Raw genomic sequence first — 17,297 nt, 5'->3', positions numbered from 1 at the left:
CCGCAGGTGATGTCACCGTGCCGCGGTGGGCCGCTTGTCCATCAGCCGCAGGATCAGCGGGGTGAAGATCAACTGCATGGCCAGTTCCATCTTGCCGCCGGGTACCACGATGCAATTGGGTCGCGACATGAACGAGTCGTGCAGCATCGACAGCAGATAGGGGAAGTCGATCACCTTCGGTTCGGCGAAGCGGATCACCACGAAACTCTCATCGGCTGTCGGAATCGACCGCGCGATGAAGGGATTCGAGGTATCCACGGTCGGTACCCGCTGAAAGTTGACGTAGGTGCGGGAGAACTGCGGGCAGATGTATTTCACATAATCGGGCATGCGGCGCAGGATCGTATCGATCACGGCCTCACTGGAATAGCCACGTTCGGTCTTGTCCCGGATCACCTTCTGCGTCCACTCCAGATTCACGATCGGCACCACGCCGACCAGCAGATCGGTATAGCGCGCCACATCGACGGTGTCGGTGACGGCCGCGCCGTGCAGACCCTCGTAGAACAGCAGATCACTGCCCGGCGCGAGATCCTCCCACGGGGTGAACGTGCCTGCGGGCTGGCCGTAGGGTTTGGCTTCCTTCTCATCGTGCAGATACCGGCGCACCGCACCGACCCCGGTCTGCCCGTAGTCGCGGAACAGCCGCTCCAGCTCCGCCAGCAGATTCGCCTCCTCCCCGAAATGGGAGAAGGTGGTGTTGCGGTTCTGTTCGGCCTCGGCCATCGCCAGCTTCATCTCGTTGCGGTCGTAGCGGTGAAATGAATCTCCCTCGACGAACGCGGCATTGATGCCCTCGCGGCGAAAGATCTCTTGGAACGTGCGGGTGACGCTGGTGGTGCCGGCACCGGAGGATCCGGTGATGGCGACGACGGGATGCTTGACCGACATGGGCCCCTCCTCGATGACCGGACAACAGAATCGACGCCGCTAGCGCCCGGCCGAGCGGAACAGCGAGCGGGTGCCGAACAATGACGTGTCGAAGCTCGGGCCCGCATCGGGTTCGCGGTGGTAGCGCTCGATCCGTTCGACCTCGTGGCGCGATCCGAAGATCAACGGCACCCGCTGATGCGGGTCGGTGGGCGCCACCTCCAGTACCCGCGCGCTGCCGGTGGAGGCGGCACCGCCGGCCTGTTCGACGATGAAGGCGATCGGGTTGGCCCCGTAGAGCAGCGACACCCGGCCCGGGCCCGCGGCGGGTCGAGTGTCGCGCGGATACAGGTACACCCCGCCTCTGGTCAAGATATGGAACGTGTCGGCGACCAGCGACGCCACCCAGCGCATATTGAAATCGCGCCCGCGCGGCCCGTCCACGCCGTCGAGGCATTCGTGGACGTAACGGCGCACCGGACGTTCCCAGAAGCGCTCGTTGGCGGCGTTGATCGCGAAACCCGAGGTGTCCTCGGGGATGCGCATCCGCGGGTGGGTCAGCACGAACGCGCCGATCTCACGGTCGAGGGTGAACCCGTCGACCCCGCTGCCGGTGGTCAGCACCAGCATGGTGGCCGGGCCGTAGAGGGTGAACCCGGCGCACACCTGCCGGATGCCCGGCTGGCAGAAACCGTCCGGGTCGGCGCGCAGCACACTGAAAATGGTGCCGACCGGCAGGTTCACATCAATATTGCTGGAACCGTCGAGTGGATCGAAGGCGAGCAGGTACTTGCCGCGCCGCTGCCCCTGCGGGACCGGGTATACCTCGCTGAGTTGTTCGGACAGCAGGGCCGACAGATGCCCGGTCCATTGCGTCTCGCTGATCATGATCTCGTTGCTGAGGGCGTCGAGTGCACGCCGCGCCGTCGGCGGACCACCCGGTTCGGCGCCGGCCCGGGTGGCCAGAATCGCGCCTCTGGTCACCTGATTGGCGATCAGTTTCGTTGCCGTCGCCACCACATTGACCAGGGCCGAGAACTCACCCGAGGAGCCGGGATGCCGGTGTTCCTCCTCGATGGTGTAGCGGGTGAGGGTCTTCCATCCTTCGGGCATCGCGCGGTGCTCTCCTCATCCGCTGGGCTCGGCCGAGGCGCCGAAAACACTGCTGCCGTAGACGTCCGCATCGGTCAACGTGATCAGGTCTGCCTTGGTGAGCGGACGATCCAGCTCCACCAGCCGTCGCGCCTGCCGCAGCCGGCAGCGGTCGATCGCATTGCGCACACTGCGCGCGTTGGAGAACCGCGGTCGGCTCATCCGAGCGGTCAGGTAATCGGCGAACGCGGTGTGCGCGGCATCGTCGAACCGGAAGTTCTCCCCCTCCACCATCAGCTCGGCGATCCGCAACAGTTCGGCATGGGTGTAATCGTCGAACTCGAGGTGGTGCGCGACCCGCGACGACAGGCCGGGATTGGCGGAGAAGAACCGGTCCATCCGGTCGGGATAGCCGGCGAAGATCACCACCAGGCTGCCGCGTTCGTTCTCCATTTCCTGCAACAGGATCTCGATGACCTCCTGGCCGTAGTCGCGTTCGTTCTCCGGCCGGAACAGGTAGTAGGCCTCATCGATGAACAGCACCCCGCCCGCTGCCTTGGCCAGCGCCTCCTTCGTCTTCGGGGCGGTGTGGCCGATGAACTGGCCGACCAGATCGTCTCGGGTGACGGTGTGCACCTTGGGCGTGCGCACGTAGCCGAGCGCGTGCAGCATCTGCGCCATCCGCAGCGCCACGGTCGTCTTCCCGGTGCCGGGGCCGCCGGTGAAGCTCATGTGCAGAGTCGGACGTGAGGATTCCAGTCCGAATCGGGCGCGGGCGCGCTCGATCAGCAGCAACGCCGCGATCTCACGCACCCGCCGCTTGACCTTCGCCAGCCCGACCAGCTCGGCGTTCAGGGCGGTCAAGACCTGCTCGACGTCGGCGGTCGCCACGTCCGTGGCCAGATCGAGGACGGCGTTGTCGGCCAGCACCGCCTCCGGCGCACTCGCCTCCGAGTCCACGGGCACCGCCCGCACCGGCCTGGGGTCCTCGGCCCCGGGCCGGTGCAGCCGGAAACCGGTGGACGCGCGTTCAGTCGGCATACCGGGCACCGGGCCTGACGTCGGTGGCGTAGGAGTGCAGGCTGTAACGCTGACGCCGGTCGGAACCCTCCACGCGGTTCAGCGCGAATCCCGGTTCGTCCACTGGGCGCTGGACCAGGAAACTCAGCGCCGTGGTCTGCCTGCCGTAGCTGGCGTCATAGGCGAGCACCCGCACGTAGTGGCGGGGGAAGGTGGCCCGGCAGGCGTTGATCTCGGCCAGCACACCATCGGGTTCGTCGAGATCGAACAGCGGCAGCCCCCACATCTCCCAGTAGGCGTTGCGCGGATGCGGATCGTCGGTGTACTCGATCGAGACCGGCCAGTTGTTGAGCAGGGCGTAGCGGACCTGGGCGCCGATCTCGGCGTCGGTCAGGTCGGGCAGATACGAGAAGGCTCCGTGACGCAGATACATGGCATGTCCTCCAGTGGTACTCGCCGCTCAGTGGGTCGCCGTCGGCACCGCGTCGGGTGCGTCGGTGGAGGTGTAGTCGAAGCTGACTTCACCCCAGGTCGCCAGCGCAACGTCGAGTGGACGGTTGGCTGCGGCGGCTTTGCGTAGCACCTCCGGCCCCTCGCGCAGCAGATCGCGACCCTCGTTGCGGGCCTGCACGATCGCTTCCAGGGCCACCCTATTGGCCTCGGCGCCCGCCGCTATTCCCAGTGGATGACCGATGGTGCCGCCGCCGAACTGCAAGATCACGTCATCACCGAACAGTTCCACCAGCTGGTGCATCTGCCCGGCGTGGATACCACCGGAGGCCACCGGCATCACCCCCGGCAGGCTGGCCCAGTGCTGATCGAAGAAGATTCCGTTGGCCGGTTCGGTGGGGATGACGTTCTCCCGCAGGGTGTCGTAGAAGCCTTTCGTGGTGGCCGGATCACCCTCGAGCTTGCCCACCACCGTGCCCGCGTGCAGATGATCGACGCCGATCAGCCGGCACCATTTGGCCAGCACCCGGAAACTCACCCCGTGTGTCTTCTGCCGGGTGAAGGTCGAATGCCCGGCCCGGTGCAGGTGCAGCAGCATGCCGTTGCGCCGCGCCCAGTGCGACATCGACTGCATGGCGGTGTATCCCACCGTCAGATCCATCATGATCACCACGCTGCCCAGTTCCTTGGCGAACTCGGCTCGCTCGTACATCTGCTCCATGGTGGCGGCGGTGACGTTGAGGTAGTGGCCTTTGATCTCGCCGGTCTCGGCCATCGCCCGGTTCACGCCCTCCATCGCGAACAGGTAGCGGTCGCGCCAGCGCATGAACGGCTGGGAGTTGATGTTCTCGTCGTCCTTGGTGAAGTCGAGCCCGCCCTTGCAGGCCTCGTACACCACCCGGCCGTAATTGCGCGCCGACAAACCGAGTTTCGGTTTCACCGTCGCCCCGAGCAAGGCCCGGCCGTATTTGTTCAGATATTCGCGCTCCATCACCGTGCCGTGCGGCGGACCCTGGAAGGTTTTCACATACGCCACCGGAATTCGCATGTCCTCGAGCCGCAACGCCAGCAACGGTTTGAAACCGAAGACGTTGCCGATCACCGAGGAGGTGAGATTGGTGATCGACCCTTCCTCGAACAGATCGAGGTCGTAGGCGATGTAGGCGAAGTACTCCCCCGGCCGGCCCGGCACCTCATCGATGCGATAGCACTTGGCCTGATACTTGCTGTGCGCGGTGAGCCGGTCGGTCCACACCACCGTCCATGTGGCCGTGGACGATTCGCCCGCCACCGCGGCGGCGGCCTCGATCGGATCGACGCCCGGCTGCGGGGTCACTCGGAACACGGCCAGCACGTCGGTGTCGGAAGGCTCGTAGTCCGGGGCGTAGTACCCCATCGAGGCGTAGGACTGGACGCCCGGATCCCAACGGTCACGCTCGGTTTCGTCGGCCATCATTCCTCCTGCTCACGGGGGTGAACGCCTTGCGATGTCCAGGATGACGGCGCCGTGCAGGACAAACAATTTGAATGTTTGCCGAAAAACTCAACCGTTTCCTCAGGTTTGCTACCGTCTGACAATGGGGAGAGTAAGTGCGGCAAGGATGGAAACCTTCCTCGTCGTCTCCCGCACCGGCAGCATCCGCCGCGCCGCGAGCCAGCTGCACGTCACCGAGGCGGCCGTCTCCGCCGCCGTCGCCCATATCGAGAAACAGCTAGGCGCCAAGCTGATCGCCAAATCCGGGCGCGGCATCACCCTCACCGAGGCGGGCCGGGTCTACGCCGACTATTGCCGCGGCATCCTCGGACTCATGCAGGAGGCACACGCCGCGGTCCGCCGCGCCGAATCCGGGCGGCTACGCATCGGCGTGGTCGCCACCGCCGGTGAATACGTACTGCTGCGCCCGCTGGCCGGGTTCCGTACCCGCTACCCGGACATCGAACTGAGCCTGTCGATCCATCCGCGCGATGTGCTGTTCCTCGAATTGCAGCATCACGAAACCGATCTCGTCATCGCCGGGCGACCACCCCGCGACGCCGGGCTCGTCACCCGCGCGCGGCGCCCGAGCAGGCTCGTGGTGGTCGGCCCCGCCGGACGCGCCTGCGACCCGATGCGCGCCACCTGGCTGCTGCGCGGGCGCGGCTCGGGCACCAGAGAGGCCACCCTGAACCTGCTCGCTCAGTTGCAGATCGACCCGCCCACCCTCACGCTCGGTTCGCACGGTGCGGTCCTCGCCGCCGCGCGGGAGGGACTCGGCGTCACCCTCATCCACGGCGACGCCGTCGGCGAGCATCTCGACTCCGGCGCCCTGCGCGTGCTCCCCGTCGACGGCACCCCGCTGGACCGTCCCTGGCACGCCATCACCACCCGCAACCCCAGCCCCACCACCCGGCTGTTCCTCGCGCATCTGCTCGACCCCGCTCGGGTGGGCGCCGACGCCTTCCGGTCCACCTGAGCGTGCCGCCGCGGCCCGGCGTCTCCCGGCGACCGACACGGCCGATCTCGGCGAACGTGCCACCAACCACCCGGCTCCGGACGTACCATGCCGACGTGGCCGATGCGAAAGATCCCGCCGCGCTGCGGGTCCTGGTCTACAGCGACGATGCCGACACCCGGAGCCAGGTGATGCTGGCACTGGGCAGACAGCCGCATCCGGATCTACCGGAGCTCGACTATCTCGAGGTCGCCACCGCTGATGTGGTGATCGAGCAGATGGACGCCGGCGGCATCGATCTGGCCATCCTCGACGGTGAGGCCACCCCCGCCGGCGGACTCGGGATCGCCAAGCAGCTCAAGGACGAGCTCGCGCACTGCCCGCCGCTACTGGTGCTCACCGGACGCCCGGATGACGAATGGCTGGCCCGCTGGTCCCGCGCCGAAGCGACGGCCACGCACCCGATCGATCCGATCCAGCTGACCGACACCGTGGTCAGCCTGCTGCGCGGCCGGCCGGCCGCCTGAACAGCGGAGACGACGCGCCCGCGGATTGCCCCGTTTCGGTCATAAATGTCAGTTGCTAATTCGATCAAAGACCGCGACGAATCCCCGGGTCCGCCCCCGAATCGGTTGTAGGCTGTGCTCTAGCTCACATGAGCGCGGGAGATGACATGACGACCCGCAACGCCAGGTTCGGAACAGCCCACCCTCGCCCACCACGGCGATGACGCGACCCCGGCGACGCGGACCACCGCATCGACCGCCCGCACCCCGTTCGAGGACGGACGGCAACCCCGCCCGCTCCCGTTCGCAAGGAGGGGAAGTGCAGTCGTGAATACCGAGGTGCCGATTCTCGTACTCGGCGCGATCGCTACCGCGTTCGCGCTGGGCTCGGTTGCCATCGCGGCCCTCATCGGGCCCACACGCTACAACCGGGCCAAGCTCGAACCCTATGAATGCGGCATCGAGCCGACACCGCACGCCGTGGCCGGCGGGCCGGGAAACGTTACCGGGCAACGCTTCCCGGTGAAGTACTACCTCACCGCGATGCTGTTCATCATCTTCGATATCGAGATCGTGTTCCTGTATCCGTGGGCGGTCCACTTCGATTCGCTCGGTCTGTTCGGTCTTGCCGCGATGGCTCTGTTCATCGTCAATGTCTCGGTCGCCTACGCCTACGAATGGCGCAGAGGCGGCCTGAGCTGGGACTGAGCAGACCGGCATCGAACGTTCGCACCGCGCTCCCCGCTCCGCGGGGACGATCCAGGAGAAGCAGTCGATTATGGGTCTCGAAGAAAAACTGCCCAGTGGTTTCGTGCTCAGCACCGTCGAATCGATGGCGGGCTATCTACGCAAGGGCTCGCTCTGGCCCGCCACCTTCGGGCTGGCCTGCTGTGCCATCGAGATGATGGCCACCGGCGCGGGCCGATTCGACCTCGCCCGGTTCGGGATGGAAGCCTTTCGCGCCTCCCCACGCCAAGCCGATCTGATGATCGTCGCCGGGCGGGTGAGCCAGAAGATGGCGCCGGTGCTGCGTCAGGTCTACGACCAGATGACCGAACCGAAATGGGTGCTCGCGATGGGGGTCTGCGCGTCCTCCGGCGGGATGTTCAACAACTACGCCATCGTCCAGGGCGTCGACCATGTGGTGCCGGTCGATATCTATCTGCCCGGCTGCCCGCCGCGGCCGGAGATGCTGCTCAACGCGATCATCGCGCTGCACGAGAAGATCCAGCAGATGCCGTTGGGCGTCAACCGCGAGGAAGCCATTCGCGCCGCCGAACACGCCGCGCTCGCCGCAACCCCCACCATTCGGATGGAAGGGCTGCTGCGATGACGGCCGGCGATCCGCGCGGCGGCTCCGGCGACGAGGTGATCGGCGTCCGGCACGGCATGTTCGGGGCCGCAGGCACCGGCGACACCTCCGGTTACGGCCGGCTCATCCGCCAGGTCGGCCTTCCCGGCGGCACCGCCCCGCCCTACGGCGGCTACTTCGACGCCCTCGTCGAGTCGCTGCGCACGGCCCTCGCCGAGGTGGATCTCGACTTCGATGCCGCCGTGGAGAAAGTGGTGGTATTCCGCGACGAACTCACCCTGCACGTGCGGCGCGCGGAGCTGGTCGCGGTGGCTCGAGCGCTGCGCGACGATCCGGCGCTGCGGTTCGAACTGTGCCTCGGCGTCAACGGCGTGCACTACCCCGACGATGCCGGACGCGAACTGCACGCGGTGTATCACCTGATGTCGATCACGCACGGGCGACGGCTGCGGATCGAGGTGTCGGCGCCCGACGCCGACCCGCACATCCCGTCGCTGTACCGGGTGTATCCCACCACCGACTGGCACGAACGCGAGACCTACGACTTCTTCGGCCTCCAGTTCGACGGGCACCCCGCACTCACCCGCATCACCATGCCCGACGACTGGCGCGGGCACCCCCAGCGCAAGGACTACCCGCTCGGCGGGATCCCGGTCGAATACAAGGGCGCGCGTATCCCGCCGCCCGACGAGCGGAGGGCTTACAGCTGATGAACAACACCGACACCCACGCCGCCGGAACCCACACCGATGATCCCGGCGCCCCCACGCGCCCGGCCCCCACTCCGCCACCAGAACCGACCACGGTCACCGTCGGCGGCCAGGACTGGGACGAGGTGGCAGAGGCGCTGCGCGGCGCAGGCGAGGAACGCATCGTCGTCAATATGGGCCCGCAGCATCCCTCCACGCACGGTGTGCTGCGGCTGATCCTGGAGATCGAGGGCGAGACCGTCACCGAAGCCCGCTGCGGCATCGGTTATCTGCACACCGGCATCGAGAAGAATCTCGAGTTCCGCAACTGGACCCAGGGCGTCACCTTCGTCACCCGGATGGACTACCTGTCGCCGTTCTACAACGAGACCGCCTACTGCCTCGGGGTGGAGAAGCTGCTCGACATCACCGAGCAGATCCCCGAGCGCGCCACCGTCATCCGGGTGCTGCTGATGGAGCTCAACCGGATCTCCTCGCATCTGGTGGCGCTGGCCACCGGCGGGATGGAGCTGGGCGCGCTCACCCCGATGCTGTTCGGTTTCCGGGAACGCGAGCTGATCCTCGACGTCTTCGAGACCATCACCGGCCTGCGCATGAACCATGCCTACATCCGGCCCGGCGGGCTCGCCCAGGATCTGCCCGACGACGGCGTCGACAAGGTCCGTGAACTTCTGGCGCTGCTACCGAAACGCCTGCGCGATATGGAACATCTGCTGACCCAGAACCCGATCTGGAAGGCCCGCACCCAGGACATCGGCTACCTGGACCTCACCGGATGCATGGCGCTCGGCATCACCGGCCCGGTGCTGCGCGCCACCGGCCTACCGCACGATCTGCGCAAGGCCGCGCCCTACTGCGGTTACGAAACCTACGAATTCGACATCCCGACCACCACCGGCTGCGACTGCTACGGCCGTTACGTCATCCGGGTCGAAGAGATGAAGGAATCGCTCAAGATCGTCGAGCAGTGTCTGGACCGCCTGCGGCCGGGGCCGGTCATGATCGACGACAAGAAGATCGCCTGGCCCGCCGATCTGGCCTTGGGGCCCGACGGTCTCGGCAATTCGCCGCGGCACATCGGCAAGATCATGGGCTCCTCCATGGAGGGGCTCATCCACCACTTCAAGCTCGTCACCGAGGGCATCCGGGTGCCGGCCGGGCAGGTGTACAGCGCGGTCGAATCGCCGCGCGGTGAACTCGGGGTGCACATGGTCAGCGACGGCGGCACCCGGCCGTACCGGGTGCATTTCCGCGATCCCTCGTTCACGAATCTGCAAGCGGTGGCGGCGATGTGCGAGGGCGGCATGGTGGCCGACGTCATCGCCTCGGTCGCCAGCATCGACCCGGTGATGGGTGGGGTGGACCGATGACCGAGATCCTGTTGCGGCTCACCACCAAACCGGCACCGTACCCGGATGCGGTGCGCGACCGGCTGGCCGCCGACGCGGCACAGATCATCGCCCGCTATCCCCATCCGCGTTCGGCGCTGCTGCCGCTCCTGCATCTGGTGCAGGCCGAAGAAGGGTTCGTCACGGCCACCGGCATCGAATTCTGCGCCGAACAGCTGGAATTGACAGCCGCCGAAGTCACGGCCGTGGCCACGTTCTATTCGATGTACCGGCGCACCCCCACCGGCGATTACCACGTGGGGGTGTGCACCAACACCCTGTGCGCGGTGATGGGCGGCGACGCCATCCTGGCCGCCCTGCGCGAGCACCTCGGGATCGCCCACGGCGAGACCACCGACGACGGCGCCATCACCCTCGAACACATCGAGTGCAATGCCGCCTGCGATTTCGCGCCGGTGATCATGGTGAACTGGGAGTTCTTCGACAACCAGACGCCGGAATCGGCGCGCGCGCTGGTGGATTCGCTGCGATCGGGCGCTCAGGTCACCCCGACCCGTGGGGCGCCGCTGTGCACCTTCCGGGAGACCGCCCGCATCCTCGCCGGCTTTCCGGACGAGCGCCCCGGCGCCCTCGACGGTATCCCCGGCCCGGCCACCCTGGCCGGGCTGCACACCGCACGCGAACACGGTATGGAGACACCCGCCGTACCGCAGCAGTCGGAGGGCGGGCAGCAGTGACACTCACCCCGGTACTCACCCGCCATTGGGACGAACCGCAGTCGTGGACGCTGGACGCCTACCGCGGCCATGACGGCTATCAGGCGCTGCGCATCGCGCTCGGGATGTCGCCCGATCAGGTCATCAGCACGGTCAAAGACGCCGGGCTACGCGGGCGCGGCGGCGCCGGCTTCCCCACCGGCATGAAATGGAGTTTCATCCCGCAGGGCCCCGAACCCGACGGCACGATCACACCGCACTACCTGGTCGTCAACGCCGACGAGTCCGAACCGGGCACCTGCAAAGACATTCCGCTCATGCTCACCACCCCGCACGCGCTGATCGAGGGCGTCATCATCGCCGCCTACGCCATCCGCGCCGGGCACGCCTTCATCTATGTGCGCGGCGAGGTGGTGCCGGTGCTGCGCCGGTTGCAGGCCGCGGTCGCCGAGGCCTACCAGGCCGGTTTGCTCGGCCGCGACATCCTCGGCTCCGGCTACGACCTGGAACTCATCGTGCACGCCGGGGCCGGCGCCTACATCTGTGGCGAAGAGACAGCGCTGCTCGATTCGCTCGAGGGCAGGCGCGGCCAGCCCCGGTTGCGTCCGCCGTTCCCGGCCGTCGCCGGTCTCTACGCCTGCCCGACGGTGGTCAACAATGTCGAATCCATCGCCAGCGTCCCGCCGATCATCCGCAACGGGATCGCCTGGTTCCGGTCCATGGGCAGCGAGAAGTCGCCCGGTTTCACGCTGTACTCGCTGTCGGGGCATGTGACCAAGCCCGGCCAGTACGAGGCGCCGCTCGGGGTGACGCTGCGCGAGCTGCTCGGTTACGCCGGGGGTGTGCGCGCCGGACACGAGCTGAAGTTCTGGACACCAGGAGGATCGTCGACTCCGCTGTTCACCGCCGAGCATCTGGACGTCCCACTCGATTACGAGAACGTCGCCGCCGCCGGGTCGATGCTCGGCACCAAGGCCTTGCAGATCTTCGACGACACCACCTGTGTGGTGCGCGCGGTGCTGCGCTGGACCGAGTTCTACGCCCACGAATCCTGCGGCAAGTGCACACCCTGTCGTGAGGGCACCTACTGGCTGGTCCAGCTGCTCACCCGGCTGGAAGCCGGCCGGGGCACCGCGGCCGATCTGGACAAGCTGCTCGACATCTGCGACAGCATCAACGGCAAATCCTTCTGCGCGCTCGGCGATGGCGCGGCCAGCCCGATCGTGTCCTCGCTGAAGTACTTCCGTGAGGAATACGCCGAGCATCTGCGCCGCGGCGGCTGCCCGTTCGATCCGGCGCGCAGCACCGCCTGGGCCGACAGCGATACCCGAGAGGTGATCCGATGACCGCGACCGTGCGCACCGACACCAGCGGCGTGGTGCCCGCCGACCTCGTCAGCGTCACCATCGACGGCACCACCGTCAGCGTGCCCGCGGGCACGCTGCTCATCCGCGCCGCCGAACTCATCGGCATCCAGATCCCCCGTTTCTGCGACCATCCGCTGCTCGACCCGGTGGGCGCCTGCCGTCAGTGCCTGGTCGAGGTCGACGGACAGCGCAAACCGGTGGCCTCGTGCACCATGGCGGTGTCCGACGGCATGGTCGCGCATACCCAGCTCAGCTCCACCGCGGCGGAGAAGGCGCAGCGCGGGGTGATGGAGCTGCTGCTGATCAACCATCCGCTGGATTGCCCCGTCTGCGACAAGGGCGGCGAATGTCCATTGCAGAACCAGGCCATGTCCACCGGCTCGGCCGAATCGCGCTTCGACGGGGTGAAACGCACCTTCCCCAAACCGATTCCGCTGTCCACAGCGGTGCTGCTGGACCGCGAGCGGTGCGTGCTGTGCGCCCGATGCACCCGCTTCTCCCAGCAGATCGCCGGCGATCCGTTCATCGAGCTGCTCGACCGCGGCGCCCTGCAACAGGTGGGCACCGCACAGGCCGAACCGCTCGACTCGTACTTCTCCGGCAATACCGTCCAGATCTGCCCGGTCGGCGCGCTCACCGGTACCAGCTACCGGTTCCGGGCCCGGCCGTTCGACCTGGTGTCGAGCCCGAACGTCTGCGAGCACTGCGCCTCCGGCTGCGCCCAGCGCACCGATCACCGGCGCGGCAAGGTGCTGCGCCGCCTCGCCGGTGACGACCCACAGGTCAATGAGGAATGGAACTGCGACAAGGGCCGGTGGGCCTTCGCCTACGCCACCGAACCGGATCGGCTGACCACCCCGCTGGTGCGCGGGCCCGATGGTGAACTCGCGCCCGCGTCGTGGTCGCACGCGCTGGCCGTGGCCGCGCGCGGATTGGCCGCCGCGATCTCGAACACCGGTGTCCTGGTGGGCGGCCGGGTCACCATGGAGGACGCCTACGCCTACGCCAAGTTCGCGCGGCTGGTGCTCGAGACCAACGACATCGACATGCGGGCCCGGATCCATTCGGCCGAGGAGGCCGATTTCCTGGCCGCGCGCGTCGCCGGGCAGGGCCTGACGGTCGGCTACGACGATCTCGAGGCCGCGCCGGTGGTGCTGCTGGCCGGTGTCGAGCCGGAGGAAGAATCGCCCATCGTCTATCTGCGCTTGCGTAAGGCTGCCCGCAAGCGCGGTCTGCCGATCTATGCGATGGCCGCCTTCGCCTCCCGCGGGGTGCGGCGGATGTCGGCCACCCTGCTGCCGACCGTCCCCGGTGCCGAACCGCACCTGTTCGAGGCGATCCGCACCGGCGGTGCACAGACCGGCGAAAGCATCGGTGCCACTGTCGATTCCGCCCGGCTCGCCGAACTCGCGCAGCTGCTGCGGCGGCCGGGCGCGGTCATCATGGTCGGTGAGCGGCTGGCCGGCATCCCCGGTGCGTTGTCGGCGGCCGTGCGCCTGGCCGACGACACCGGTGCCGCGCTGGCCTGGGTGCCGCGGCGGGCCGGCGAGCGCGGGGCGATCGAAGCCGGCGCACTGCCCGGGCTGCTGCCCGGCGGCCGACCGGTGTGCGATCCGGAGGCCAGGCGTCAGCTGCACGATGTCTGGGGCGGTGAGATACCGGTCGCCGCTGGCCGCGATACGGCCGGAATCCTCGACCCGGCAGCCGGACTCGCGCTCCTCGTCGGTGGCGTCGAGCTCGCCGATCTGCCGGACCCGAAGGCCGCGCTCGCCGCCGTCCGGGCCGCCCCGTTCGTGGTGAGTCTGGAGCTGCGCCGCAGCGAGATCACCGACTGCGCCGATGTGGTGTTCCCGGTGGCCTCGGCCATGGAGAAGGCGGGCACCTTCCTGAACTGGGAGGGCAGGCCCCGCGCGTTCGAGGCCGCGCTCGGTGAATCCACCGTGCGGCGCACCGCGGCGCCGCTATCGGATCTGCGGGTGTTGCACACCCTGGCCGCCGAGATGGGCACGCCGATCGGGCTGCCCGATGCCGCGACCGCACGAGCCGAACTCGCCGGACTCGGCGCCTGGAACGGCGCGCCTGCCCCCGCGCCCGCGCATCTGCCGCATCCGGTCACCCGCCCGGGCCCCGGCACCGCGGTGCTGGCCGGGTGGCGGATGCTGCTCGACGCCGGACGCATGCAGGACGGCGAACCCAACCTCGCGGGCACCGCGCACCCCGCCGTCGTGCGGGTCTCGCCCGGCACCGCCGCCGACATCGGCGCCGCGAACGGCGAACCGGTCACCATCACCACCGAACACGGTGCGCTCACCCTGCCCCTGGTGGTCACCGACATGCCCGACCGGGTGGCGTGGGTCCCACTGAACGCACCGGGTCACTCGGTGCACACCGCGTTGGCGACGCACCCGGGCGGCGTCGTCGAGCTGCGCCGGGCCGACCTGGACTTGGAGGTCGAGGGTCATGCATGAGCTGTCCGATCTGGTGATGCTCGCCCAGGCCGCGGACGGGCCCGCGGGTTTCGGCACCGACCCGCTGTGGCTGGTGCTACTGAAATCGGTCGCCGTCTTCGTGTTCCTGCTGCTGACGCCGATGATCGCGGTGCTGGCCGAACGCAAGATCGTGGCCCGCATGCAGATGCGTATCGGCCCCAACCGCACCGGCCCGTTCGGCAGCCTGCAATCGATTGCCGACGGGGTGAAGATGGCCCTGAAGGAAGACATCGTCCCGGCCATCGTCGACAAACCGATCTACATCCTGGCGCCGGTGCTCGCCGCCATCCCGGCGTTCATGGCCTTCGCGGTCATCCCGTTCGGGCCGCAGGTATCGATCTTCGGGCACACCACACCGCTGCAATTGACCGACCTGCCCGTCGGGGTGCTCTACATCCTGGCGATCACGTCCATCGGCGTCTACGGGATCGTGCTGGCCGGCTGGGCGTCGGGCTCGACGTATCCGCTGCTGGGTGGACTGCGCTCGACCGCGCAGGTCATCTCCTACGAGATCGCCATGGCGCTGTGCTTCGCGGCGGTGTTCCTGCTCGGCGGCACCATGGCCACCTCCGGCATCGTGGCCGCCCAGCACGGCACCTGGTACGCCTTCTTGTTGCTGCCGTCATTTCTCATCTATTGCGTGTCCATGGTCGGTGAGACCAATCGGGCGCCGTTCGATCTGCCCGAGGCCGAGGGTGAGCTGGTCGGCGGATTCCACACCGAGTACTCCTCGCTCAAGTTCGCCATGTTCATGCTCGCCGAATACATCAATATGGCGACGGTGTCGGCGCTGGCCACCACCCTGTTCCTGGGTGGCTGGGCCGCGCCGTGGCCGTTGAACATGTGGTCGGGCGCGAATTCGGGCTGGTGGCCGCTGCTGTGGTTCACGCTCAAGGTCTGGACGTTCCTGTTCGTGTTCATCTGGCTGCGCGGCACCCTGCCCCGGCTGCGCTACGACCAGTTCATGAACCTCGGCTGGAAGCTGCTGATCCCGGTGTCGCTGCTGTGGGTGATGGTGGTGGCCACCGCGCGGGTGCTGGAACTCGAGGGCTACCACGTACAGACCCCGATCCTCGTCATCGGCGGCGTGCTGGTGTGCGCGCTGATGGTCGGGCTGTTCCTGCGGGCGGGCCGCGCACCGGGAGCGCCGCCCGAGGTCGAGCAACCGGTGGCCGCCCCCGACCGATCCTCCAGCGGCACCGGCGTTTTCCTGGGCTTCCCGACGCCGCCGCTGCCGGAGCGGCCGTCACATACCGTGCCGGCGGGCGGACTGTTCGAACCGCTGGCCGGTTTCGCCGTCACCGCGGCCACCATGTTCAAACGGCCCAATACCGAGTTCTATCCGGAGCAGAAGGTACCGACCGCCGCCCGCTATCACGGCCGTCATCAGCTCAACCGGTACTCCGACGGGCTCGAGAAATGCATCGGTTGCGAGTTGTGCGCGTGGGCCTGCCCGGCCGACGCCATCTACGTCGAAGGCGCCGACAACACCGAGACCGAGCGCTACTCCCCCGGTGAACGCTACGGCCGCGTCTACCAGATCAACTACCTGCGCTGCATCGGCTGCGGCCTGTGCATCGAGGCCTGCCCGACGCGCGCGCTGACGATGACCAACGACTACGAACTGACCGACGACAACCGCGCCGACCTGATCTACGAGAAGGACCGGCTGCTCGCCCCGATGGAACCGGGCATGACCGCACCACCGCACGAGATGCGCCCCGGCGCCACCGTGGCCGACTACTACACCGGTGCCATCGACGGCACCGAACCGCAACGCTCGCCCGCGGCGGCGGGCACCGGCGCGGACGGAGGCACCCGATGACCGTCATGACCCATCTCGCCGCGGCGGCGCCGCTGGCCGCCGAACCGATCACCCGGACCGGCACCGGCGAAGCCGTGCAGTTCTGGATCCTCGCGCCACTGGCGGTGATCGGCGCACTCGGCATGGTCTTCGCCGCGAAGGCGGTTCATTCCGCGATCTGCCTGGCCGCCACCATGATCGCGCTCGCGGTGTTCTACATCGCACAGGACGCGTTGTTCCTCGGTGTCGTGCAGATCGTGGTCTACACCGGCGCGGTGATGATGCTGTTCCTGTTCGTGCTCATGCTCGTCGGCGTGGATTCGGCCGAGTCGCTGCGCGAGACCCTGCGCGGCCAGCGCATCGCGGCGGCAGTGGTCGGCCTCGGGTTCGGGCTGTTGTTCATCACCGGGATCTCACACGGCGTCCGCAACTCCGGGATCACCTATCCCGCCACCGGATTCCCCGGCCGCGACGTCATCGGCGAGCTGGCCGAGTTGATCTTCGTTCGCTACGTGTGGGCCTTCGAGCTCACCGGCGCGCTGCTCATCGCCGCCACCATCGGCGCCATGGTGCTGGCGCACCGGGAGAAGTTCGGGCCGCAACTGGGCCAGCGTGAGATGTCGCGGCGGCGCTTCCGCGATCCCGAACACGCCAGGCCGACACCACTACCGACGCCGGGTGTCTACGCCAGGCACAACGCCGTCGACGTGCCCGCGCGGCTGCCCGACGGTTCGTTCGAAGAGCTGTCGGTGTCGACCATCCTGCGCCACCGCCGCACCCGGGCGCTGACCGAAGCCGCGGTCATCTCCGTCGGCACACCGTCCGAGCCGAGCGAACCGGTGCGCGGCGAATCCCGCACCTCCGAGGAGAAAGGGAGCCGGTGAATCCCGAGAACTACCTGTTCCTGTCCGCGCTGCTGTTCACCATCGGCGCCGCCGGTGTGCTGCTGCGCCGCAACGCCATCGTGGTGTTCATGTGCATCGAGTTGATGCTCAATGCGGTGAACCTGGCCTTCGTCACCTTCGCCAGGATGCACGCGAACCTCGACGGTCAGGTCTTCGCGTTCTTCACCATGGTGGTCGCCGCCGCCGAAGTAGTGGTCGGGCTGGCGATCATCATGACCATCTTCCGCGCCCGCCGCTCGACCTCGGTCGACGACGCCAACCTGCTGAAGTTCTGA

General features: G+C 67.8%; 17 protein-coding genes. 12 read left to right on the top strand and 5 right to left on the bottom strand.

Going from position 1 to position 17,297, the window contains the following annotated elements; all coding sequences use genetic code 11:
* Window positions 1-12: 12 nt before the first annotated feature.
* The 5 genes from GV790_RS04420 to GV790_RS04400 are packed head-to-tail and all read right to left on the bottom strand — an operon-like array spanning window position 13 to window position 4,885.
* Entirely contained in the window at window positions 13-891 is an 879-nt protein-coding gene (locus tag GV790_RS04420; RefSeq protein ID WP_163810749.1) for a phosphoribulokinase, read from the bottom strand.
* Window positions 892-930: 39 nt separating this feature from the next.
* On the bottom strand, window positions 931-1,983 hold the full coding sequence (locus tag GV790_RS04415; RefSeq protein WP_163810747.1) for a class 1 fructose-bisphosphatase: 1,053 nt from the start codon (window positions 1,981-1,983) through the stop codon (window positions 931-933).
* Between the two features lie 15 nt (window positions 1,984-1,998).
* Window positions 1,999-3,003 carry an AAA family ATPase gene (locus GV790_RS04410; RefSeq protein WP_163810745.1) on the bottom strand — a complete coding sequence of 335 codons (1,005 nt, stop codon included), beginning with the start codon at window positions 3,001-3,003 and terminating at the stop codon, window positions 1,999-2,001.
* Window positions 2,993-3,415, bottom strand: a complete 423-nt coding sequence (locus GV790_RS04405; protein ID WP_163810742.1) for a ribulose bisphosphate carboxylase small subunit — start codon at window positions 3,413-3,415, stop codon at window positions 2,993-2,995. Before GV790_RS04405 ends, GV790_RS04410 begins: the two co-directional genes overlap by 11 nt.
* Window positions 3,416-3,442: 27 nt before the next feature.
* Window positions 3,443-4,885, bottom strand: a complete 1,443-nt coding sequence (locus tag GV790_RS04400) for a form I ribulose bisphosphate carboxylase large subunit (protein ID WP_163810740.1) — start codon at window positions 4,883-4,885, stop codon at window positions 3,443-3,445.
* A gap of 124 nt (window positions 4,886-5,009) precedes the next feature.
* On the opposite strand from GV790_RS04400, the gene GV790_RS04395 reads away from it, so the two are divergent.
* From GV790_RS04395 to nuoK, 12 genes are all read left to right on the top strand, one after another.
* The gene (locus tag GV790_RS04395; protein WP_256673018.1) at window positions 5,010-5,885 is read left to right on the top strand and encodes a LysR family transcriptional regulator; all 876 of its coding nucleotides are present in this window, start codon (window positions 5,010-5,012) and stop codon (window positions 5,883-5,885) included.
* A gap of 95 nt (window positions 5,886-5,980) precedes the next feature.
* Complete coding sequence (locus tag GV790_RS04390) at window positions 5,981-6,391, top strand: Rv3143 family two-component system response regulator (RefSeq protein WP_163810738.1); 411 nt, start codon at window positions 5,981-5,983, stop codon at window positions 6,389-6,391.
* Window positions 6,392-6,697: 306 nt separating this feature from the next.
* On the top strand, window positions 6,698-7,078 hold the full coding sequence (locus tag GV790_RS04385; protein WP_163810736.1) for an NADH-quinone oxidoreductase subunit A: 381 nt from the start codon (window positions 6,698-6,700) through the stop codon (window positions 7,076-7,078).
* 70 nt (window positions 7,079-7,148) lie between these two features.
* Complete coding sequence (locus GV790_RS04380) at window positions 7,149-7,703, top strand: NuoB/complex I 20 kDa subunit family protein (RefSeq protein WP_163810733.1); 555 nt, start codon at window positions 7,149-7,151, stop codon at window positions 7,701-7,703.
* Complete coding sequence (locus GV790_RS04375) at window positions 7,700-8,392, top strand: NADH-quinone oxidoreductase subunit C (protein WP_163810731.1); 693 nt, start codon at window positions 7,700-7,702, stop codon at window positions 8,390-8,392. Before GV790_RS04380 ends, GV790_RS04375 begins: the two co-directional genes overlap by 4 nt.
* Window positions 8,392-9,762: an NADH-quinone oxidoreductase subunit D gene (locus tag GV790_RS04370; RefSeq protein WP_228815096.1), complete on the top strand. Its 1,371-nt coding sequence runs from the start codon at window positions 8,392-8,394 to the stop codon at window positions 9,760-9,762. Before GV790_RS04375 ends, GV790_RS04370 begins: the two co-directional genes overlap by 1 nt.
* Window positions 9,759-10,478 carry an NADH-quinone oxidoreductase subunit NuoE gene (gene nuoE, locus GV790_RS04365; protein ID WP_163810729.1) on the top strand — a complete coding sequence of 240 codons (720 nt, stop codon included), beginning with the start codon at window positions 9,759-9,761 and terminating at the stop codon, window positions 10,476-10,478. Before GV790_RS04370 ends, nuoE begins: the two co-directional genes overlap by 4 nt.
* Window positions 10,475-11,803 carry an NADH-quinone oxidoreductase subunit NuoF gene (gene nuoF / locus GV790_RS04360; protein WP_163810727.1) on the top strand — a complete coding sequence of 443 codons (1,329 nt, stop codon included), beginning with the start codon at window positions 10,475-10,477 and terminating at the stop codon, window positions 11,801-11,803. The genes nuoE and nuoF overlap by 4 nt, the downstream gene beginning before the upstream one ends.
* On the top strand, window positions 11,800-14,292 hold the full coding sequence (locus GV790_RS04355; RefSeq protein ID WP_163810725.1) for an NADH-quinone oxidoreductase subunit G: 2,493 nt from the start codon (window positions 11,800-11,802) through the stop codon (window positions 14,290-14,292). The genes nuoF and GV790_RS04355 overlap by 4 nt, the downstream gene beginning before the upstream one ends.
* Before the next feature lie 16 nt (window positions 14,293-14,308).
* On the top strand, window positions 14,309-16,138 hold the full coding sequence (gene nuoH / locus GV790_RS04350; RefSeq protein WP_163811103.1) for an NADH-quinone oxidoreductase subunit NuoH: 1,830 nt from the start codon (window positions 14,309-14,311) through the stop codon (window positions 16,136-16,138).
* On the top strand, window positions 16,135-17,001 hold the full coding sequence (locus GV790_RS04345; protein WP_163810723.1) for an NADH-quinone oxidoreductase subunit J: 867 nt from the start codon (window positions 16,135-16,137) through the stop codon (window positions 16,999-17,001). Before nuoH ends, GV790_RS04345 begins: the two co-directional genes overlap by 4 nt.
* Window positions 16,998-17,297: an NADH-quinone oxidoreductase subunit NuoK gene (nuoK, locus tag GV790_RS04340; RefSeq protein WP_036536861.1), complete on the top strand. Its 300-nt coding sequence runs from the start codon at window positions 16,998-17,000 to the stop codon at window positions 17,295-17,297. The genes GV790_RS04345 and nuoK overlap by 4 nt, the downstream gene beginning before the upstream one ends.

The organism is Nocardia cyriacigeorgica (assembly GCF_010858045.1).
In the GTDB taxonomy this organism is placed as follows: domain Bacteria; phylum Actinomycetota; class Actinomycetes; order Mycobacteriales; family Mycobacteriaceae; genus Nocardia; species Nocardia cyriacigeorgica_E.
This window is presented reverse-complemented; position numbering and strand designations above follow the sequence as displayed.

Bases quoted from the DNA above. Each gene is read 5' to 3' on its own strand.
- GV790_RS04420 (WP_163810749.1), bottom strand. From the start codon at position 891: ATGTCGGTCAAGCATCCCGTCGTCGCCATCACCGGATCCTCCGGTGCC.
- GV790_RS04415 (WP_163810747.1), bottom strand. From the start codon at position 1,983: ATGCCCGAAGGATGGAAGACCCTCACCCGCTACACCATCGAGGAGGAA.
- GV790_RS04410 (WP_163810745.1), bottom strand. From the start codon at position 3,003: ATGCCGACTGAACGCGCGTCCACCGGTTTCCGGCTGCACCGGCCCGGG.
- GV790_RS04405 (WP_163810742.1), bottom strand. From the start codon at position 3,415: ATGTATCTGCGTCACGGAGCCTTCTCGTATCTGCCCGACCTGACCGAC.
- GV790_RS04400 (WP_163810740.1), bottom strand. From the start codon at position 4,885: ATGGCCGACGAAACCGAGCGTGACCGTTGGGATCCGGGCGTCCAGTCC.
- GV790_RS04395 (WP_256673018.1), top strand. From the start codon at position 5,010: ATGGGGAGAGTAAGTGCGGCAAGGATGGAAACCTTCCTCGTCGTCTCC.
- GV790_RS04380 (WP_163810733.1), top strand. From the start codon at position 7,149: ATGGGTCTCGAAGAAAAACTGCCCAGTGGTTTCGTGCTCAGCACCGTC.
- GV790_RS04375 (WP_163810731.1), top strand. From the start codon at position 7,700: ATGACGGCCGGCGATCCGCGCGGCGGCTCCGGCGACGAGGTGATCGGC.
- GV790_RS04370 (WP_228815096.1), top strand. From the start codon at position 8,392: ATGAACAACACCGACACCCACGCCGCCGGAACCCACACCGATGATCCC.
- nuoE (WP_163810729.1), top strand. From the start codon at position 9,759: ATGACCGAGATCCTGTTGCGGCTCACCACCAAACCGGCACCGTACCCG.
- GV790_RS04355 (WP_163810725.1), top strand. From the start codon at position 11,800: ATGACCGCGACCGTGCGCACCGACACCAGCGGCGTGGTGCCCGCCGAC.
- nuoH (WP_163811103.1), top strand. From the start codon at position 14,309: ATGCTCGCCCAGGCCGCGGACGGGCCCGCGGGTTTCGGCACCGACCCG.
- GV790_RS04345 (WP_163810723.1), top strand. From the start codon at position 16,135: ATGACCGTCATGACCCATCTCGCCGCGGCGGCGCCGCTGGCCGCCGAA.